This is a genomic window from Micromonospora pisi, from assembly GCF_003633685.1.
GTDB lineage: Bacteria > Actinomycetota > Actinomycetes > Mycobacteriales > Micromonosporaceae > Micromonospora_G > Micromonospora_G pisi.
On sequence record NZ_RBKT01000001.1, the window covers coordinates 2844379 to 2865101 of the forward strand.

The 20723-nt window shown below is 69.8% G+C and carries 13 protein-coding genes; 8 read left to right on the forward strand and 5 right to left on the reverse strand.

All coding sequences use genetic code 11. The features are described from left to right. Nucleotides 1-39: 39 nt before the first annotated feature. Together BDK92_RS11625 and BDK92_RS11630 are read right to left on the reverse strand one after the other, a co-directional pair. Nucleotides 40-3771 (reverse strand): PQQ-dependent sugar dehydrogenase, encoded by a 3732-nt coding sequence (locus tag BDK92_RS11625; RefSeq protein WP_147456961.1) that lies wholly within the window; start codon nt 3769-3771, stop codon nt 40-42. Between the two features lie 614 nt (nt 3772-4385). Then, nucleotides 4386-8069 carry a PQQ-dependent sugar dehydrogenase gene (locus tag BDK92_RS11630; RefSeq protein WP_147456962.1) on the reverse strand — a complete coding sequence of 1228 codons (3684 nt, stop codon included), beginning with the start codon at nt 8067-8069 and terminating at the stop codon, nt 4386-4388. Nucleotides 8070-8528: 459 nt separating this feature from the next. On the opposite strand from BDK92_RS11630, the gene BDK92_RS11635 reads away from it, so the two are divergent. The 6 genes from BDK92_RS11635 to BDK92_RS11660 all read left to right on the forward strand — a co-directional run bounded on the left by BDK92_RS11635 (nt 8529) and on the right by BDK92_RS11660 (nt 14896). Then, on the forward strand, nt 8529-9845 hold the full coding sequence (locus tag BDK92_RS11635; RefSeq protein ID WP_121156724.1) for a glycosyltransferase family 4 protein: 1317 nt from the start codon (nt 8529-8531) through the stop codon (nt 9843-9845). A 61-nt stretch (nt 9846-9906) separates the two neighbouring features. Next, nucleotides 9907-10809 (forward strand): Wzz/FepE/Etk N-terminal domain-containing protein, encoded by a 903-nt coding sequence (locus BDK92_RS11640; RefSeq protein WP_121156725.1) that lies wholly within the window; start codon nt 9907-9909, stop codon nt 10807-10809. A gap of 35 nt (nt 10810-10844) precedes the next feature. Further along, on the forward strand, nt 10845-12197 hold the full coding sequence (locus BDK92_RS11645; protein ID WP_147456963.1) for an O-antigen ligase family protein: 1353 nt from the start codon (nt 10845-10847) through the stop codon (nt 12195-12197). Between the two features lie 25 nt (nt 12198-12222). After that, nucleotides 12223-13065, forward strand: coding sequence for a glycosyltransferase family 2 protein (locus BDK92_RS11650; protein ID WP_121156727.1), 843 nt, complete (start codon nt 12223-12225; stop codon nt 13063-13065). Next, nucleotides 13062-13913: a glycosyltransferase gene (locus BDK92_RS11655; RefSeq protein WP_121156728.1), complete on the forward strand. Its 852-nt coding sequence runs from the start codon at nt 13062-13064 to the stop codon at nt 13911-13913. Before BDK92_RS11650 ends, BDK92_RS11655 begins: the two co-directional genes overlap by 4 nt. Continuing rightward, entirely contained in the window at nt 13910-14896 is a 987-nt protein-coding gene (locus BDK92_RS11660) for a glycosyltransferase family 2 protein (RefSeq protein ID WP_121156729.1), read from the forward strand. The genes BDK92_RS11655 and BDK92_RS11660 overlap by 4 nt, the downstream gene beginning before the upstream one ends. Here the strand turns inward: BDK92_RS11660 and BDK92_RS11665 are convergent. Together BDK92_RS11665 and BDK92_RS11670 are read right to left on the reverse strand one after the other, a co-directional pair. Continuing rightward, complete coding sequence (locus BDK92_RS11665; protein WP_121156730.1) at nt 14872-15693, reverse strand: alpha/beta hydrolase; 822 nt, start codon at nt 15691-15693, stop codon at nt 14872-14874. The two genes, BDK92_RS11660 and BDK92_RS11665, sit on opposite strands and share 25 nt — an antisense overlap. 185 nt (nt 15694-15878) lie before the next feature. Then, a complete protein-coding gene (locus BDK92_RS11670; RefSeq protein ID WP_211349603.1) occupies nt 15879-16160 on the reverse strand; it encodes a hypothetical protein in 282 nt (93 codons plus the stop codon). Nucleotides 16161-16387: 227 nt separating this feature from the next. Here BDK92_RS11670 and BDK92_RS11675 point away from each other — a divergent pair, with 227 nt between their 5' ends. After that, nucleotides 16388-17500 (forward strand): Ig-like domain-containing protein, encoded by a 1113-nt coding sequence (locus BDK92_RS11675; RefSeq protein ID WP_147456964.1) that lies wholly within the window; start codon nt 16388-16390, stop codon nt 17498-17500. Between the two features lie 402 nt (nt 17501-17902). After that, complete coding sequence (locus BDK92_RS11680; RefSeq protein WP_121156733.1) at nt 17903-18994, forward strand: FG-GAP-like repeat-containing protein; 1092 nt, start codon at nt 17903-17905, stop codon at nt 18992-18994. Here the strand turns inward: BDK92_RS11680 and BDK92_RS11685 are convergent. Further along, a complete protein-coding gene (locus BDK92_RS11685; protein WP_121156734.1) occupies nt 18984-20654 on the reverse strand; it encodes a 3-hydroxyacyl-CoA dehydrogenase family protein in 1671 nt (556 codons plus the stop codon). The two genes, BDK92_RS11680 and BDK92_RS11685, sit on opposite strands and share 11 nt — an antisense overlap. Nucleotides 20655-20723: the final 69 nt, after the last annotated feature.

Genomic DNA, 20723 nt, shown 5'->3' on the forward strand with positions numbered 1-20723 from the left:
CCTTCCTCTACCGGAAACGATAGGAAGGGCCCCTTCCTATCACGGGGTGGGGCGGAAGACGATTGCCTTGCCGTTGGCGAGGATGGGCTGGTTGAGGGAGTGCTGCACGGCTGCCGTGCCGGCCGGGTTCTCGATGCCGACGGTGGCGCCGCCGCCCAGCTCCGCGGGTTTCGTGGTGGCCAGGTCGGCGTAGTTGAAGGCGATCTCACCGTTCACCGAGAGGATCGCCTCCAGGGTGACCCGGGCCGACGAGGAGCCGTACATCCCGATGTTGCGCCACTCGATCACGAACTTCCGGTCCGCGCCGGACCCGACCTCGGCGGTCCGGATGGTGGTGTCCGCACGAATCACCAGGTCGTCCCAGAACGGGTAGAGCGCGGCGTTCGGCAGTCCCGCATCCGGCAGCCCGGTGTTGATCGGCTGGGCGCCACTGGGGTTGACGAAGGAGGCGAACCCGTTGCTGGAGATCCAGATCGAGTTCTGGTTCTGCCCGTAGAACGGGAAGGCGAACGGCAGGCTCACCTGCGCCACCGCGTCGTCCCCGGTCAACGGCACCAGGGTGCCCTCAGCCGGTACGAACGCCCGCGTCTCGACCGACGTGGTGTAGTCGCCGTCCCCGCCCGGCGGTTGCACCGGTGGCGCGGTCATCGCCAGGTTGACGGTGTGCGTACCACCGGCTGTGACGGTCACCGAACCCGATCCGGTCAGGTCACCGGAAGCCGTGCCGGCGACCGTGTAGCTGCCCGGCGTCACTCCGGTCAGGGTGTACGTCCCGTTCGTCGCGGTGGTCGCCGTCCGCCCGCCCGGTGACAGGGTCACCGTGGCCCCGGAGACCGGCGTACCCCCGACCGCCCTGGTCACCGTACCGGTCACCGTGCCAGTGGTCGGCGGCTGCGGCGGCTCCGGCGGAGGTCCCCCGTCGGGCGAAGTGAAGATGACGGCCTTGTTGTTGGCCAGCAGCGGCTGGTTGATGCCGTACTGCACCGCGACCGTGCCGGCCGCGTTCTCGATCCCGACCGTGGCGCCGCCACCCAGCTCGGCCGGCTTCGACGCGGCCAGGTCGAGATAGTTGAAGGTGATCTGCCCGGTCTCGGAGATGATCGCCTCGAAGGTGACCCGCGCCGAGGATGAGCCGTACATCCCGACGTTGCGCCACTCGACCACGTACCGCCGATCCGGCGCGCTGCCGATCACCCCGGTACGGACGCTGGAGTCGGCCCGCATCACCAGGTCGTCCCAGAACGGGTAGATCGAGGCGTTCGGCACCGTCGGGTCCGGGATCGGGGAGTTCACACCCCAGGCCGGGCCGGGGTTGACGAAGGAGATCTTCCCGTTCGTGTCGATCCAGGCGCTGGTGTAGCTCTGGCCGTAGAACGGGACCGGGAACGGAAGCGTCACCTGGGTGATCGCGTCGTCTCCGGTGAGCGGCAGCACCGTGTCGTCGACCCGTTCGAAGGTACGACCGGTGGCGGTGGTGCAGGTGTACCCGAAGGTGTCACCGCAGTCGCCACCGCCGTAGTCGGCGCCGTAGGTGGCGGTGTACGTGGTGGCGTTCGCCGGTGCGGTCACCACGTGGGTGCGGGCACCGCCGTCCGACCATCGGTCGAAGTCGAAGGTCGACGCGCCGACCGTCTGCGGGGTGGGTGCGCTCACCGTGTTGGTCGAGCCGACGATGACCTGCCGGGTCGCCGGGGTGGTCACGTCCGCGCCGTTGAGGTTGAGGGTCAGTCCGCTGGGGCTGCTGGCCAGTTGGAGATCGACCGTACGCGGGTCGAGCCGCACCGTCGTGCTGCCGGTCAGCCCGCCGCTGTCCGTCGCGGTCAAGGTCAGTTCCAGGTACGACGGGTACTCGTGGTCCGGTGCCACGAAGGAACTGGCGGCAACTCCGCCGATGTTCTGCACCGGGTGGGTGTGGCAGTTGTCCGCGGCGTAGCAGTGCCGGTTGATCAGTTCCCAGTGCAGGGCCGAGGCCGGCAGGTTCCCCTCCTGCGGGTCGGTGGCGTGTCCGGAGAAGTTCACCGTCTGCCCCACCTGCCAGTTGAAGGAACTGGCCGGGGTGTCGATCACCGGTACCGGCGCGTTGGTGCCGACCCGGATCTGGAGCGTCCTGGTGTCGCTGGAACCGCCGATGTCGGCGACCCTCAGCCGGGCCGTGTACGTGCCGACGCTGGTGTACGTGAAGCTGGCCGTGGCGCCGGTCGCGTCGACCGTGCCGTCGTTGGTGAAGTCCCACTGGTAGTTGAGGATGTCGCCGGGGTCCGAGTCGGTCGAGCCGCTCGCGTCGAAGTTCACCTGCAGCGGCGCGTTGCCCGAGACCGGGTTGGCGGTGACGACCGCGACCGGTGGCTGGTTGCCGGCGCTGTAGTGGAAGCGACGTACCGTGCCGCCGGTCAGGTCCACGTAGTAGAGGTCCTGGTCCGGTCCGACCTCCAGGTCGACCGGGCCGGAGACGGTGCTGGAGAACGGGATGATGCTGGCCGGGTCGGGCAGGCCGTTGGAGCCGGCGCGCATCGTCCAGATGCACTCGCGGGAGTAGTCGGCGAAAAAGAGCGCTCCGGCGTACGCGGCCGGGTAGTTCCCGCCGCTGGCGGGGTAGAACGCCACCCCGGACGGGGCGGATCCACCGGTCGGGCAGCCGTCGCCCGGCGACACGACCTGACTGTGCGCGTAGGTGTAGTACGGCGGGGTGACCGTGCCCGCGGGTGCGCTGTAGAGGCTCTCGCAGAGCGTCAGGTTCGCCGAGTTGTAGCCGCTCTGCGGGTTGTTCCCCTCGTAGCAGGGCCAGCCGTAGTTACGGACCGGGCCGGCCGCCGGGTCGGGGATCCGGTTGATCTCCTCCCAGGTACGCCAGCCGACGTCGCCGACCCAGATCTCGCTGGTGCCGGGCCGGAAGGTCCAGCGGGTGGGGTTACGCAGGCCGTGCGCCAGGATCCGCCGGTTGTTCGGGTCGGGGCTGGCGGCCAACGGGTTGTCCGGCATCGCCGCACCGGTGGCCGGGTTGATCCGGATCAGGGTGCCGGAGAGTCCGGTCGGGTCGCCGGAGGTACGGATGTCCTGGGACCGCAGCGCGCCCCCCTCGGAGGTGGGCGGGGTCATCGGCCCGCCCACCGGGGACGGCGGGTCACCGCAGGGGTTGCTCGGGTTGCCGGCCTGGCCGTAGTCGGTGAAGGTGGCCGAGGCCCCCTCGCCGCCGGTGACGTAGAGCGCGCCGTCCGGGCCGAAGTTCAACTCGCCGATCGAGTGTGACTCGATCTGCTGGCACCAGTCGTGCAGCAGCACCTGCTCGGTGCCGGTCATCACGTTGCCGTCGGCGCGCAGCCGGGAAACCCGGGCGCTGGTCGGACAGTTGCCGGTGACCGCGCAGGTGTCGTTGTACGTGGGCGCGCTGCCGCCGATCCGCCCGTCGTAGCTGTAGCTGACGTAGACGTACGGGTCGGCCGGGAAGCTCGGGGCCAGGGCGAGCCCGATCAGGCCGAGGTCCTCGAAGTCGTACACGTTCGTACGGAGGTCGGCGAAGATCGTGGCGCTGGTGTCCGAGGTGCTGTCGAAAACCTTGATCTGGCCATTCTTCTGGGCGACGAATACCCGTCCGTCCGGCGAGAAGACCACTTTGGTCGGTCGAGTCAGTCCGGTGAAGACGACCTGTTCGGTAAAGCCCGCCGGCACGGCTGCGGCGGCTTTGTCGGTATCGAACGACAGACCGGTGAACGCGGGCAGACTCAGGCCCAGTGCGAGCACCATTGACAGTGCGCGCCGGAATTGCTGCGGCATCACTGCTCTCCTTACTTACGGCGCGGTACCGAGGTGCCCGCAGGACATACACGAATACAAAATCGGGTGCTCGGGCCGCAGTCAGGGTGCCAGTTCCGCGAGGCGATGCCCGCCCCCTTAGCGGCCCGTGTTGGCACCCGGTCAGCCGAACCGCATCATCCGATCGACCGTCGTGAAAGGTGGGTCAGGCCGGGACCGCGCCACTGTATCGACACGCAAGTGTCCGATGCGGACGGTGCCGTCATCGGGCCAACCCCGACCACCACGCTACTCACCGTGTTGCGAGTAACATGTTTCCGTGATGTCCCGGTACCCCGATCCCCTGGATGCCGAAACGTCTGAACCCCGCTGACCTCGGATTATCTGCATTCGAAGGGTCCGGGAAGCCCCACTGCCCCTGGGCCCGAATCGCCATGGGTCGCCCACCGCATCCACGATTGGCGATTCCCTGTCGGCCGGTCGGTAACCGCCGAAATGGTGCCGTCTAAGAATTACCGGAACGCTTCCCGCCGGGCTGTCGGTTCGCCGACCGCCGGGGGCAGCCGACCGGGTCGACTTAACGACCGGTCAGCTGCCCGCACCAGACGATCAACCACCGCTGGTCGGCCGCCCGATCAGGAGATCGGGTGGAAGACGATCGCCGTACCGTTGGCCAGGGTGGGCTGGTCGACGGAGTGCTGCACGGCCGCCGTACCGGCCGGGTTCTCGATCCCGACCGTGGCGCCGCCGCCCAGCTCGGCCGGCTTGGTGGTGGCCAGGTCGGCGTAGTTGAAGGCGATCTCACCGTTCGCGGAGAGGATCGCCTCCACCGTGATCCGGGCCGACGAGGAGCCGTACATCCCGATGTTGCGCCACTCGATCACGAACTTCCGGTCCGCGCCGGACCCGACCTCGGCGGTCCGGACCGTGGTGTCCGCACGGATCACCAGGTCGTCCCAGAACGGGTAGAGCGCGGCATTCGGCAGTCCCGCACCCGGCAGCCCGGTGTTGATCGGCTGGGCGCCGGACGGATCGGCGAAGGAGACGAACCCGTTGCTGGAGACCCACGCCGAGCTGTGGTTCTGCCCGTAGAACGGGAAGGAGAACGGCAGGCTCACCTGCGCCACCGACTCGTCCCCGGTCAACGGCACCAGCGCACCCTCCGCCGGTACGAACGGCCGGGACTCGGTCGTCTTCGCGTACCCGGGCTCCTCCGTCGGCAGCACGACCAGGGCGAGGTTGGCGGCGTGCGTACCACCGGCCGTCACGGTGACCTGGGCCGAACCGGTGAGCAGCCCGCCGAGCGCCGAGCCGGCGACGGTGTAACCGCCGGGCGTCACCGCACTCAGGCTGTACGACCCGTCCACCCCGGTCGTCGCCGTCCGGCCCCCCGGCGACAGGGTCACCGTCGCCCCCGCCACCGGCAGGCCGGTCGCCAGCGCCGTGACCGTGCCGGAGAGAGTGCCGGTGGTCGGCGGCGGCGTCGCGCCGGGCGGGGTGAAGACCACCGAGGTGCCGTTGCGCAGCACCGGCTGGTTGATCGAGTAGCCGAGCGCCACCGCCCCGGTGCCGTCCTCGATCGCGACCGTCGCCGAGTCGCCCTGCTCCCGCCCGTTCCCCGCCAGGTCCGCGTAGCTGAAGGTGATCTCACCCTGCTCACTGAGCACCGCGGCGAACGTGACCCGGGCCGACGAGGATCCGTACACGCCGCTGTTGCGCCACTCGACCACGAAACGCCGGTTCGGCGCCGTGCCGTACACACCGGTACGCACCGTCGAGTCGGCCCGTTGCACGAGGTCGTCCCAGAAGGGGTAGATCGCGCCGTTCGGCAGGACGGCGTCGGGCACCGGCCCGTTCACCGGCGCCGCCGCCCCCGGGTCGGAGAAGGAGAGGAAGCCGTTGGTGGAGACCCAGGCGGTGCCGTGCGTCTCGCCGTACAGCCGGAATCCGAACGGCAGGTTCACCTCGGCGACATCCTCGTCGCCGGTGAGCGGCAGCACCGTCTCCCCGGCCGGCTGGAACGGTCGTTCCGTGGTGGTGGTGCAGGTGTAGCCGAAGCTGTCGGCGCAGCCGGCGGCGCTGGTGTAGGCCGCCGTGAAGGTGGTCGCGCCGGCCGGCGCGGTGATCACGTGCGTCGCCGCGCCACCGTCGGACCAGTTGGCGAAGGTGTGCGTCTGCGCGTTGGCGCTCTGTGGGCTCGGTGCGCTCACCGTGTTGGTCGAACCGACGATCACGGTACGGGTGAACGGCGTCGTCCCGGCCGACGCACCGACGCTGAGCTGGAGTCCGGCCGGTTCACTGGCGAAGGTCAGGTCTACCGTCCGCGGGTCCAACCGGCGGACCACCGTGTGCGTGAGCCCGTCGGCGTCCCGCGCGGTCAGCTCCAACTCCAGGTACGAGGGGTAGTCGTGGTCCGGTGCCACGAACGACCCGGCGGCCACCCCGGTCCACTCCTGGAGCTGGTGGGTGTGGCAGTTGCCCACCGTCTCGCAGTGCTCCATCCGCAGCCGCCAGCTCAGACCGCTCGCCGGCAACGTGCCCTGCTGCGGGTCGTTGGCGTGGCCGCTGAAGCTGAGCGTGTCGCCCACCGCCCAGGTGGTGCCAGCGACCGGGGAGTCGACCACGGCGGTCGGGGCGGTGTTGCCGGGCTGGATCGCGACGGTGGTGCTGGCCGTGACGCCCAGCGTGTCGGTGACGGTCAACCGGGCCGTGTACGTCCCGCCGGCCGGATAGGTGAAACTGGCGGTCGGCGTGGTCGCGTCGACCGCGCCGTCGTTGGTGAAGTCCCACTTGTAGGTGAGCCGCCCCTCGTCCGCCGGGTCGGGGTCGGTCGATCCGGTGCCGTCGAAGCTGACGGTCAGCGGCGCGGTGCCCGAGGTGGGCTGGGCGTTGATCACCGCGGTCGGCGGCTGGTTGCCGGGGAAGTAACGGATCCGGCGCACCGTGCCGCCGCCCAGGTCGACGTAGTAGAGCTCGTTGCCCGGCCCGATGGCCAGGTCGGTCGGGTTCGCGGCGGCCTGCCCGAACGCCTCGATGTTGGTCGGGCTGGGTAGCCCGCCGGGAGTGGTCGGGCGCATCGCGTAGATGCAGTTGCGCGAGTAGTCGGCGAAGAAGAGCGCCCCGGCGTACGCGGCCGGGTAGTTGCCCCCGCTGGTCGGGTAGAAGGCCAGGCCGGAGATGGCGTCGCCACCAGAGCCGCAGTTCTCCCCCGGCACCACCGCCCCGGTGTGGTTGTACGTGAAGTAGGGCGCGTTCTGACCGGTGCCGCTGTAGAGGCTCTCGCAGAGGTTCAGGTTGGCGTTGTCGTAGCTCGACATCCGGGCGGCGCCCTCGTAACAGGGCCAGCCGAAGTTGGTCGTCCCGGCGGTCGGGCTGACCAGCCGGTCGATCTCCTCCCAGACGTTCCAGCCGACGTCACCGAGCCACACCTCGTTCGTGCCGGGGCGCATGGTGAACCGGAACGGGTTACGCATTCCCAGCCCGACGATCCGGCGGGCGTTCAGGTCGGCCGAACCGATCAGCGGGTTGCCCGGCGCGGCGGCGCCGGTGGCCGGGTCGAGCCGGAGCACCGTCCCGTCCAGCCCGGTCGGGTCACCGGTGGTCCGTACGTCCTGGGCGCGCAGCGCACCTCCCTGGGCACCCGGCGGGGTCATCGAACCACCCGGCGGGTCGCCGCAGGGGTTGACCGGGTTGCCGAGCTGGCCGTAGTCGGTGGCGCTGAAGCTGGCGCCGTCGCCCGCGCTGGCGTAGAGCATGCCGTCGGCGCCGAAGCGCAGGTCACCGACGGAGTGACTGGGGTACTGCTGGCACCAGTCGTGGATCAGCACCTGCTCGCTGCCGGTCATCACGTTGCCGTTGGCCTGCAACCGGGAGAGCCGGCCGGTGACCAGGCAGCGGCCGTTGTTGGCGTCACCGCAGGTGTCGTTCCAGACCGGGGCGGTCTGGCCGGGCGGCGCGTCGTAGGTGTAGAGCACGTACACCCACGGGGTGGCCGGGAAGTCGGGCGGCAGCGCCAGCCCGAGCAGGCCCCGGTCCCACTGGTTGTGCACGTTTGTGGAGAGGTCGGCGAAGATGGTCGGGGTCGGGTCGGCCAGGTCGTCGAAGACCTTGATCCGCCCGCCCTTCTCGGTCACGAAGACCCGCCCGTCCGGGGCGAACTCGATGTTCGTCGGCTGGCTGAGACCGCTGAAGACGATCTGCTCCTGGAATCCACTGGGCAGCGTGACCGCCTCCGCCACGGTTGCCCGCAACGGTGCCAGCACGCTGCCCAGCAGGACTCCGACCAGTCCCAAGCGCATGATTCGACGCAGGCGCGTCATCGCACCCCTCCCCACACCCCCACCGGGGTACGCGCACCGCGTACCGGGTGCGGTCCCCGGTGCCAGCCGGGCGACCGCAGGCACAGGGTAGCCATCCCATCAACAATTACAAATGGCTTCTTCTGACCGTCGACTCAGCGCGACCGACCGGCACTTTCACCGGGCACATGTTTCAGCAGGCTAACGGGGGAGGGCAGCGGAGGCGCCCACCCGCAACGTAACCGTACGTACTGATGAAGTCCGGATGAACGCATGAAAGAGCAATCGGCCGATCGGCCTCCGCCTTGTAATTAAGTCGACATCACTCGCGAATCGCCGCTGCTTGCCCATCCCGCGTCGGTAGGGAAATGTCTTCGTAGAACAATCTCCCGGTAGCCGGGAACTCTTCCGGTCGCGGCGTCCACACGCCGCGACCTTCCATCGAAAACATCGTCCGAGCTGCGCGGATCGGAGTTGGGGATGGCCAGCCGACGTCCACATGTCGTCATCGTCGTGGTCAATCTGCCTGTCGAACGGGACCGCCGGGTGATCCGGGAGTGCCTGGCCCTCGAGGCGGCCGGGTACCGGGTCACCGTGATCTGCCCACGCGGCCCGGGGCGGTTGACCATGCTGCCCGGGTCCGTCGACACCGCGATCCGGTCGTTCCCACAGCCACTGGCCGGCACCGGCGTGCTCTCCTTCGCCGCCGAGTTCGCCTGGGCGCTGCTCGCGGTCACCACCCGGCTGCTCGGGATCATGCTGCGCTCGCGGGTCGACGCGGTGCAGGCGTGCAACCCGCCGGACGTGTTCTGGGTCGTCGCGCTCCTGATGCGGGCGCTCGGTCGCCCGTTCGTCTTCGACCACCATGACCTGAGTCCCGAACTGTACGAGTGCAAGACGGACCATCCCCGACCAGCCGTACTGCGCGTTCTGCGGCTGTTCGAGAAGCTCTCCTGGCGTTGTGCCTCGGCCGTGGTCTCCACCAACGAGTCGTACCGCGAGCTGGCCATCACCAGGGGTGGCTGCGATCCGGCACGGGTGGTGGTGGTCCGGAATGGACCGACTCTGGCCGAGGTGGGACCGATCAGGACGGAATCGGTCGAGCCGGAACTGGCCGAAACAGGTCCGACCACTGTCACAAATCGTCAGACAATTGTTTACCTCGGTGTCATAAATCCGCAGGACCACGTCGAAGCCGCCGTACTGGCCGCCGAGCACCTGGTCGGACTCCGTGGCGGTGAGGACTGGCAACTGGTGGTCGCCGGTGACGGAGAGTGCCTGCCCGGGTTGCGCGAACTCGCCGACCAGCGGGGCATCTCCGATGTCGTGACGTTCACCGGTTGGCTGGAAGGCGACGAGGTCGACGCCCTCCTACGGTCGGCGTCGATCGCCATCCAGCCGGATCCGCCCACCCGAATGGCCGAATTGTCGACCATGGCGAAGACCGTGGAATACGTTGCCCGCGGCCTTCCAGTGGTCGCCGTCGACCTGCTGGAGACCCGGCGTACCGCCGAGGACGCGGCCAGCTACGTGCCGAACGGCACCCCGGACGAACTCGCCAAGGCCCTTGACCAGCTACTCGGCGACGACGCCGCGAGAAACGCGATGGGCGTGGTCGCCCGGCGACGGTTCACCGAACAGCTAGCCTGGGACCACCAGGCCAAGTCGTACATCAGACTCTGGGATCAGCTACTTCGGCGCAATCCAACGGGTTACAACTCGGTTTCGGACGAAACCGGGACGGATGCCGCGCGCCAGACCCGGCCCCAGCATGGTACGAAAGAGGCGGTCCCGTGAGTCCGGACCAACCTCACCAATTCTCTGACGCATCCGTTCGCGCACCTAAAGGGGTCGATTGATGGACCTTCTCGACCTGCTGAAACTCATGTTTCGGCGATGGTATGTCACGACGCCGGTCGTGGTCCTGACCCTCGCGGCCGCATTCACGCTCGGTGCCGCGATCCAGCCCGAATACAAGACCTCGGCGGCGGTGCTCCTGGTGCCACCGACCACCAGCCCGGCCGCGCCCGCGCCCAACGCCAGCCCTCAGCCGGGCAACCCGTGGCTGCGGGTCGGCGAGAACTCGATGGCCCAGGCCGTCCAGATCTCGATCTCCGCGCACGAGGCACGGGCCAAGGTGCAGGCCGCCGGCGGCAATCCCGATTACGAGGTCGGGCTGGTCAACCGCAGCCCCATCCTGACCATCGACGTGACCGCGGCCAGCCACGGAGAAGCGCTGGCCACCGTCACCGCCGTGACCAAGCTGGTCGGCGAAGAGGTGGCCGGCAAGCAGGCCGAGTACAAGCCGAAGGCCGGCGAGCAGATCACCACGCAGGTGCTCGACCCGGGCCTGAACATCGTCCAGTCCCGCTCCAACGTGCTCCGGGCCCAGATCGTGGTGGTCGCCATCGGTCTGCTGCTCGCCGCCGCCGCCTCGGTCGGCTACGACGCCATCGTCCGTCGGCGGGACCGCGCCCGGCTCGCCGATCGGCACGGCGGTCGTCCGTCGATGGCGTGGAACGCCGGACAGGCCACGGTCGGTGCCGCCCGGCGGCCGATCCCCGGGCCGAAGGGTGGCTCCGACTCCGGCGACGCCACCCAGGTGGTCGGCAACCTCGGCGGCCAGGGCAATCCCAGCGCCGGCGAGCGGTCGGGCGGCGCACCGCAGCAGGTCTCGGCGGACTTCGTCCGGGCGCCGCAGTCCGACGACACGATCCTGCTCACCGCGGTCCGCCGTCCCGCCGACGACACGGGCAAATAACCACGGCCCGATGACGTACCGACGGAGCGGATGACGTGCCCACGTACCTTTCCTCGCGACGATCCGCCACCGTGTACGACGGGGTGACCCCCCGCGTACGCCATTTCCCGGACGCGACCGCGGCTTTGATCGCCTCCGTTCTCCTCTCCTACCTGCTGCCCGCGCGACTGATCTTTCCGCCGCTGACCACGCTCGGCCGGCCCGGCGTGATCATCGGGTTCTTCCTGATCGTCTGGTGGGCCCTGACCCGGATGCACCCCACCCTGGTCACGCGGGGCCAGCAGCCGATGCGCTGGGCCCTGGCGCTCTACCTGGCCACCATGGGCGTGTCGTACATCGCCGGTGAGGCCCGGGGCATGTCGGTGCTGGAGGCGAACAGCGCGGACCGGACCATCCTGATGGCGTTGGCCGGGGCGGGCGTGCTGCTCGCGGCGGCGGACGGGGTGCTCACCCGCGAACGGATCGACCACGTACTGCGCTCCCTGGCCTGGGGCTCGACCGTGATGGCGCTCTTCGCGCTGGCCCAGTTCATCCTCCGGGTGGATTTCACCACCTACCTCAAGCTGCCGCCCCTGCTGGTCTTCCAGAAGGACCTGATCGGCTTCGACGCCCGAGGGGGCGGTGGCCTGGTCCGGGTCGCCGGCACCGCCGGGCACTACATCGAGTTCAGCGTGCTGATGGTGATCGGGCTGGTGGTGGCGATCCACTACGCCCGTTTCTCGGACAACCGGCGCGGTCGGCAGATCTACGGCGCCCTGGCGATGATCCAGGCAGCGGTCATCCCGATCTCGCTCTCCCGGACCGGAGTGCTCGCCCTCGCCGCCGCGATCCTGCTCTTCATCCTGGTCTGGCCGCTGCGGACCACGTTCAACGTCCTGGTGATCGGGTTCTTCCTCGCCGCGCTGATCCAGGTCGGCAAACCCGGCCTGCTGGCAACCCTGCGGGCGCTGCTCTTCGCGGGCGAGAACGACCCGAGCGTGCAGGGGCGGCTGGAGGACTACGCCTTCGTCGCGCCGTACATCAAGGAACGGCTCTGGTTCGGTCGCGGCGTCGGCACCTGGCTACCCGAGCTGTACCAACTCCTCGACAACCAGTGGCTGGTCACCCTCGTCAGCACCGGCATCGTCGGGGTGGCCGGGCTGGCGCTCTTCTTCCTGATCGGCATCGTCGTCGCCGGCCGGGTCCGCCGGTTCGCGTCGAGCGAGCGGGACCGCGATCTGGCGGCCGTACTGGCGGTGACGATCGGCGTGGCGGCTGTCTCCGCCTTCACCTTCGACGCGCTCTACTTCACCACCTACTTCATCACGGTGCACCTGCTGCTCGGCCTCGCCGGGGCGCTGTGGCGGCTGACCCGGGCCGAGCGCATCAACTCCAGCGGGGCGTCATGACCGAACGAACCACCGAGGTGTACGCGTGACCGGTATCGACATTCTCATGATCACGTACGACCGGCCGGAGTACGTCCGGCTCTCCCTGCCGCACCTGCTGGCGAGCTGCCCGCCCGACGCCCGGGTCTGGCTCTGGCACAACGGCACCGACCAGCCCACCCTGGACGCGGTGGAGGAACTGCGCGATCACCCGAGGGTGCACCGGTTCCACCACAGCCCGGTCAACGCCGGCCTGCGCGAACCGACCAACTGGCTCTGGCAGGAGGCGACCGGGGACCTGCTGAGCAAGGTGGACGACGACTGCCTGCCCGACCCCGGTTGGCTGCACACCCTGCGCCAGGCCCAGGACGACGTACCCGAATTCGGGGTGATCGGCACCTGGCGCTTCCCGGACGAGGACGTGGACGACGAACTGGTCGCCGCCAAGCTGGCCGACTACCCGAACGGGCACCGGCTGATGCGCAACCACTGGGTGCAGGGCAGCGGCTATCTGCTCAAGCGCGAAATGGTCCGCCAGGTCGGCCCGCTGACCGAGCAGGACACCTTCACCACCTGGTGCCTGCGCGGGGCCCGGCTCGGCTGGATCAACGGGTGGTACCACCCCTTCCTGCCCGAGGACCACATGGACGACCCGCGCAGCCCGCACACCATCTACCTGACCGACGAGGACTTCATGGCCCGCCGGCCGCTCTCGGCCAAGCGGACCGGGGTCACCACCGTGGCCGAGTGGACCGAACAGATGCGCCACTCCGCCCGGGTGGTCCAGGCCGCCTCGCTGGACCTGCGCGAATACCAGGGTTGGCGGCGCCGACGGCGTACCGTCACGCGCCGGATCCGGCTCGCCCTGACCGGGCGGGCGCCCTGGTGACCAGCGTGGTGATAGCCGCACACAACGAGGCGGCGGTGCTTCCCCGATGCCTGCGCCAACTGCTCGACGGTGCCGAACCGGGAGAGTTCGAGGTGGTGGTCGTGGCGAACGGCTGCACGGACGCGACCGCCGAGCTGGCCCGGTCGATCCCCGGCGTACAGGTGCTTGAACTGGTCGAGGCCTCCAAGTCGGCGGCGCTGAACGCCGGTGACGCGGCGGCGACCCGCTTCCCCCGGATCTACCTCGACGCGGACATCCCGCTCTCCGCCGACGGAGCCCGCAAGCTCGCCGCCGCGACCACCGCCGCCCCCGGCGGCGGTGGCCTGCTCGCGGCGGCACCGGCCCGGCGGCTGGACACCACCGGCCGGCCCCTGCTGGTACGCGCCTACTACGCGGTCAACTCGCGACTACCAGCCTTCCGGGACGCGCTCTTCGGGCGGGGCGCGATCGTGCTCTCCGCCGCCGGGCGGGCCCGCTTCGATCGGTTCCCCGACCAGATCGCCGACGACCTCTTCCTCGACTCGCTTTTCGAGGTGGGTGAGAAGCGGGAGGTCGCCGAGGTGACCCTCGTGGTCGCGACCCCCCGGCGGACCGGGGACCTGCTTCGCCGACTCGGCCGGGTACGTGCCGGCAACACCGCGATGCGCGCCACCGACACCCGGGTACGCCGAGCCCGCCGCGCGTCCTGGCTGGTCGACGTGGTGCTGCCACGACCGTGGCTGCTGCCGGCCGGGGTCTGCTACGCGGCGCTCACCATCGCGGCCGGGATCTCCAGCCGCCGGGCGAGCCAGGGGGCCTGGGGTCGGGACGAGTCAAGCCGGGTGCCGGCGGAAGGAGCCCCCCGATGACAAGCGGTCCGACAACCCCGGCGGTCAGCGTCGTCATCGTCTCCTACCAGACCCGTGACCTGATCCGGCGTGCCCTGAGCACCCTCCGTACGGCGAGTCCGGCCGGGTCGTACGAGGTGATCGTGGTCGACAACGCCTCCACCGACGGCTCCGCCGAGGCGGTGGAGAACGAGTTCCCCGAGGCACGAGTGGTACGGCTGACCCGCAACGTCGGTTTCGGCCGGGCCGTCAACGTGGGTGCGTCCCGCGCCCGGGGCACCTGGATCCTGCTGCTCAACCCGGACACCGAATTGGTCGGGGACGTGATCGGCGAGTTCGTGGCGTACGCCCGGGCCAACCCGGAACACCGGGTCTACACCGGACGGACTCTGCACGACGACCGGACCGACGACGGGCGCTCGGCGTTCGCCCTCCCCTCGCTCTGGGGCTACGTCTGCTTCGCCACCGGGCTCTCCACCGTGTTCCGCCGCTCCCGGCTGTTCAACCCCGAGGAGCTACCGGGGCTGGACCGATCGATGCCGGCGCGAGTGCCGGCGGCCTCCGGCTGCCTGATGTTGTTGCAGCGGTCGCTCTTCGCCGAACTGGGCGGGTTCCTGCCGGACTACTTCATGTACAGCGAGGACATCGACCTGTGCCACCGGGCCACCCTGCTCGGCGCCTCCCCGGTGCTGGTGCCGGGTGCCCGGGTGGTGCACGTCGGTGGCGCCTCGTCGACCGGGGTCAACAAACGGATCATGCTGCTCCAGGGCAAGACCACGTACCTGAGGCTGCGTTGGACCCCACGCCGGGCGGCGGCCGGGCGGGCGTTGCTCGCCGCCGGAGTGGCGGTACGCGCCGCCGGCGCCCGGCTCACCGGCCGGGCCGGTTACTGGCGCCAGGTCTGGGCCGCGCGCCGTACCTGGCTGGCTGGTTGGCCACCGCCGACGCAGTTGCCGGCGGTGGAGGTCGCCGGTCCGGCTCAGTCCGCCACGCCGGGCGTCTGAGCGGCCTGTCCCAGCCCCGCCGGCCGCTCACCAAAGGCGGCAACCGTACGGTCGGCGTACGCGCTGGCGTCGCCGTACGTCATCGGACCGTCCCAGGTGGACGGCAGTGGCACCGGTACGGCCGGATTGACCCGCCGGACCACCTCGTCGAGCACGGTTTCGGCGTCGCCGACCCAGAGGTGCTTGGCGCCGGGCACCCCGACGACCTCGGCCTGCCCGATGGCGGCGAAGCGGTGGCGTGCCTCGTCCGGCCGGAGGTAGTCGTCGAACTCCGGCACCAGCGCGGTCAACGGCTTGCCGGACTCGGCCCAGACGGTCAGGTCCTCGGGCGTGGAGAAGCGCAGCGGCGGGGAGAGCAGGATGGCCCCGGTCACGCCCGGTTCGCAACCGTACTTGAGGGTCAGGTCGGTCCCGAAGGACCAGCCGAGCAGCCAGATGTCGGGGAGATCGGCGAATTCCGCGTACTCGATCGCGGCGGCCACGTCGAACCGTTCGGCGATGCCGTTGCCGAACTCGCCCTCGCTGGTGCCCTGCACGCTGCTGGTGCCACGGGTGTTGAACCGGAGCACGGCCAGGTCAGCGAGGGCGGGTAGCCGCCAGGCGGCCTTGCGCAGCACGTGGCTGTCCATCATCCCGCCGTGTGTCGGGAGCGGGTGCAGGCAGATCAGGGTGGCGACCGGCGGTCGGTCGGCCGGCAGGGCCAGCTCACCGACGAGGCGCAGCCCATCGGCGGTCTGCAGTTCGATCTTCTCCCGCCGGGCGGGAAGGATGGACGACGCGCGGATCGCTGTGCTCACCGTCCCAGTCTCGCGCGTGGACGGCGATCGCGCCGGCCGGGACGGTTCGAGGTGACAAAGATCCCCCCACCGCGCGGCACCGCCACGCCACCGCTCAGCCCCCGGTTAGGCCCGGGTTAGGCGCCGGTTAGGAAGGGCCCCTTGTACAACGGAAAGCGATAACAAGGGGCCCTTCCTTGCACCGGTCAGCCGTAGCGGGGGGCGCTGCGGGAACGTTGGATGTTCGGCGCACGGCGGTCCCGCGCGCGCCAGCAGCCGCTGTGCCAGTGCCGGCGGTCGGTGAGGTCGCCGCGACCGTCGGCCGGCCACGCCACCAGGTGCGCCGTGCCGGGCGGGATCTCCTGCTCGCAGCCGGGACAGCGGTACGTTTTGACCGCACCGCCGGCGGTGATGGCCCGCACCTGCCAGTCGCCGTCCTGCCAGCTCTGCACTGCCTCGACGCCACGCCGCGCCCGCTCGCCGTCCATTGGGGCGGCGTCGGTCGAGCGGGGGCGATTACGACGGGGACTCACATTCAGAAGAATACGATGCCGCCCGGGCGGGAGACAGTATGTACCTCCGCGCCCCGTATTCCTAACACAAGACGAATGTCAGATCACGGTCAGTAAGTTCTGGTTGTCCCCATAAACGCTCTAACGTCCGTGAATAGAGGTTCGGCTCTGCGGGGGCCGACCCGTGCGGCGAGGAGATTTTCATGTGGGGAAAGCGCGTAGCCGTGGTGGCCGTCGCGGCGACCGTGGCTGCTCTGGGTGCGGTGGCGCCCGTTGCCTGGGCCGGGGGGCCAGGTGAGCCGATGTTCGGCGACCTGAACCGCGACGGTGTGGTCGACCAGGCAATGCTCGACACCGCCCCGTCCGTCAACCGCGCCCCGTTACTCGACTGCACGGTCTCCGTACGCCTCGGTAAGTCCGGCGGCGGTTACCTGCCACCGACCGAGTACCCGTACCTGACGCTCGACGGGCCGGAGCCCAACTGCCCGGACCTGGGTGTCGCGGTCGACCTGGGCGGAGACAACGACATCGAACTCGTCCTGGCCTGGTTCGCCGGCCGCCCCTACCCGCTCGAACACGACCTGCTGGTGCTGGAGAGCTTCAAGCCCTCCGGCGGCTTCGAGGCGATCTTCCAGCCCAGCTTCATGGGGCTGGCCGACTTCAACGGCGACGGCCGCCAGGACGTCTACCAGTGGACCGACCAGGGGGCCGGGTTCGCCACCTACCTCAACACACCCGTGGGCGGCCTGACCCCGGGCCCGGTCGCCTGGTGCTCCGGTCGGCCGCAGTACCAACTGGCCGACTTCAACGGCAACCGGGCGATGGACGTGGTGATCGCGTACGTCGAGGGCTGCGCCGACTACTTCTCCGGGGTGGTGGTGATCCGGGACGACGGGATGGCCTGGCATCTTCAGGGCGACCCGTACGGCGACCACCTCTGGACCGTGAAGGTGCAGTACACCAACGCCGACCGCATCCCCGACGTGGTCACCAAGAACACCGTGACCGGTGAGATCACCTACTTCGTCGGCAACGGCGACGGCAGCTTCCTCAAGACACCGAAGGCAGTGTCGGACCGGGCCTCGGTGAGCCGCAGCAAGAAGACGAGCATCCCGGTGATCACCAACGACGCCGCCACCAAGCAGGCGAAGATCACCATCGTCACCCCGCCGAAGTACGGCACCGTACGGATCACCAGTGACCGCACCGTGGTCTTCACGCCGAGCAGCAAGCCGGGCAAGACCGACCGCTTCGTCTACCGGTTGACCGACCACGGCCGCAGTTCCGAGGCCGGAGTCTCCCTCAGGATCAGTTGAACGACGGGCACCGGGGGGTACGGGGCGCCTCGCCCCGTACCCCCGCGCTCCCGTCCACACCACCGGCGGCGCACCCGTCGACCCCAGGACAGAGCACACCCGTCGACCCCGAACAGGACGTACCCGTGCACCCCGACAACCGGCGACCGATCGCGGTCGACGTACCGGCCGATACCCGGCCGACCGCCCGGTCAGGTCGAAAGACAGATCACCGTCACCGCGTTCCGGATCGACCCGCGACCCGGCATCGTCTGTTAGCAGCCGGCGCTCCGAGCCGGCACCACCCGGCACCGACCCGCCTCAGGCACGGTCGATGTCCGGGCCCGAGCCGGTCCGGCAGACCGGCATCGTCGGGCAAGCGGCTGGCCAGGAAGGCTGGTCTGAAGGCGGGGAGGCAACATCATGTGGAGGAAACGCATCAGCGCCCTGGCGGTCGCGACTGCGCTGGCCGTGGTCGGCGCGGCGCCGTCGGCCTGGGCTGGTGGCCAGGGCGATCCGCTCTACGGTGACCTGAACGGCGACGGCGTGGTCGACCGCGCCGTGCTGGCCGGTGGCGGTGCGGACGAGTGTGGTGTCCAGGTCTCACTCGGCGACGGCGCGGGCGGATACGGTGCTCCCACCACGTACACCTACGACACCCCCGGCGAGTACGGCTACTGCCCCGACATGGGCGTCGTCGTCGACCTCGGCGGCGACGGCACGGTGGAACTCGTGCTCGCCTGGTTCGACGGCCGGCCGCCGGGAGTGGAGACCGACCTGCTGGTGCTCCGGGACTACCAACCGGCGGGCGGCTTCGACGCGATCTACCAGCCGAGCTACATCGGGCTGGCGGACTTCAACGGCGACGGCCGCCAGGACGTCTACCAGTGGACCGACCAGGGGGACGGCTTCCTCACCTTCCTGAACACCGCCTCCGGGCAACTGGTACGCGGCCCGATCGAATGGTGCAGCGGCTGGCCCGCGTACGAGTTCGCCGACTTCAACCGCAACGGCGCCACCGACGTGCTGATCGCCTACTTCGAGGGCTGCGGCGAGAACTTCACCGGTGTGGTCGTGCTGCTCGACAACGGCACCGCGGTGGAACTGGAGGGTGACCCCTGGGGTGACTCGTACTGGGCCGCGACGGTGGTCGACGCGAACGCCGACGGCATCCCGGACGTGCGTACCACCAACGAGAGCACCGGCGAGGTCACCCACTTCATCGGCAACGGGCGGGGCGGGTTCGGCGCGGCGCCGCTCGCCGACGACGACACCGCCTCGACCAAGGGCACCAAGAAGGTCGACATCCCGGTGCTGGCGAACGACCTCTACACCAGCGCCACGAAGATCACCATCGTCACGCCGCCGAAGTACGGCAAGCTCCAGATCACCAGTCGTCGTACGGTGCTCTACACGCCGAACGGCCAGCACACGCAGAGCGACAAGTTCGTCTACCGGCTGACCGCCGACGGCAAGACCGACATCGCCGGGGTGACCGTACGGGTCAAGAGCTGACCGTCGCCTCCCGGAAGCCCCGGCCGGTCGCCCGGCCGAGGTGACCTGCGGTGACCAACTGCTCCAACAGCGGCGCGGGGGCCAGACCCGGTTCCCGCGCCGCCCCGTAGAGGCCCCGCTGGATCTTCAGCGCCACGTCCAGTCCCACCTGGTCGAGCAGCGCGAACGGACCGACCGGATAGCCGCAGCCGAGCCGCATGGCGTGGTCGACGTCCTCGACGGTCGCGTAGGACGCCTCCAGCATCCGGATCGCGTCGTTCAGGTACGGGAAGAGCAGCGCGTCGACCACGAACCCGGGCCGGTCGGCGCAGACCACCGTGGTCAGACCGAGCACCGAGGCGACCGTACGCGCGACAGCGGTGGCCTCCGCCGAGGTCCGGACGGTAAGCACGATCTCCGCGAGTTGCCGCTCCCCGACCGGGCGGGGAAAGTGCAGCCCGATCACGTCGGCCGGACGACCGGTCGCCATCGCGAGGTCGATCACCGGGAGTACCGAGGTGGTGGTGGCGAGCACCGCACCGGGTCGGCAGACCTGGTCGAGCCGGGCGAAGAGGGACCGCTTGGTCTCCAGGTCGTCGACGACCGCCTCGACCACGAGGTCGACCTCGGCCAGCCGGGCCAGTTCCGCCTCGTCGGTGGTGACCTCGACGACCCGGTAGCCGGCGGCGACAAAACCCTCGGCCAGGGTGGTGGCGAGTGGTCCCGGACCGACCAGACCGACCGTGCGCGCGGCGTCGACGTCGGTCGGCTCCACCGGCGGCGGGGTCAGTTCGTCCGGTACGACGGTGCCCGAGCCGGGGCGAAGGTAGGTGTAGAAGCCGCGGCCGGTCTTGCGGCCGAGCAGGCCCGCGGTGACCATCTGCCGAATCAGCGGGACCGGGGCGTGCCGGCGGTTGCGTCCGCCGCGCCGGTACATGGTCTCCAGGATCTCGTACGCGGTGTCGAGCCCGATCAGGTCGAGCAGGGCGAGCGGGCCCATCGGCAGGCCGGCACCGAGGCGCATGGCCGCGTCGAGGTCCTCGCGGGTCACGTACCGGGACTCGAAAAGTTCCACCGCCTGGTTCAGGTAGCCGAAGAGCAGGGCGTTCGCGATGAAACCCGCGCGGTCGCCGATGGTGACGTCGACCTTGCCGAGCCGGCCGCAGAGCGCCTCGACGTCGGCGACCACCTCGGGTGCGGTGACCACCGTCCGAATAACCTCGACCAGCTTCATCACCGGCGCCGGGTTGAAGAAGTGCAGCCCGACGACCTGCTGTGGCCGGGTCGTCGCGACCGCGATCTCGGTGACGCTCAGCGATGAGGTGTTGGTGGCGAGGATCGTGTCCGGCCGGCAGATCCGGTCGAGTTCGCCGAAGAGCCGCCGCTTGAGCTCGAGGCGCTCGGGCACCGCCTCGATGACCAGGTCGACGTCGTCGAGCACGGCCAGGCCGACGGCGAAGGTGACCCGGCCCAGCAGAGCGTCGCGCGCTTCGGTGGCGAGCTTGCCCCGGGCGACAGCCCGGTCGGTGGATCCGGTCAGGTTGGCCCGTCCCCGCTCCAGTGCCTCCTCGGAGATCTCCACCGCGAGCACCTCGACGCCGTTGCGGGCGAAGACCTCGACGATGCCCGCGCCCATGGTGCCGAGTCCGATGACGCCGACGCTGGTGATCTCGCGTGCCACAGCCGCCTCCGCCGCTCCCGGGCCGCCCGTGGGTGAACGGCCGCTAAGTTTTCTGCGCGCGAGTGTGCC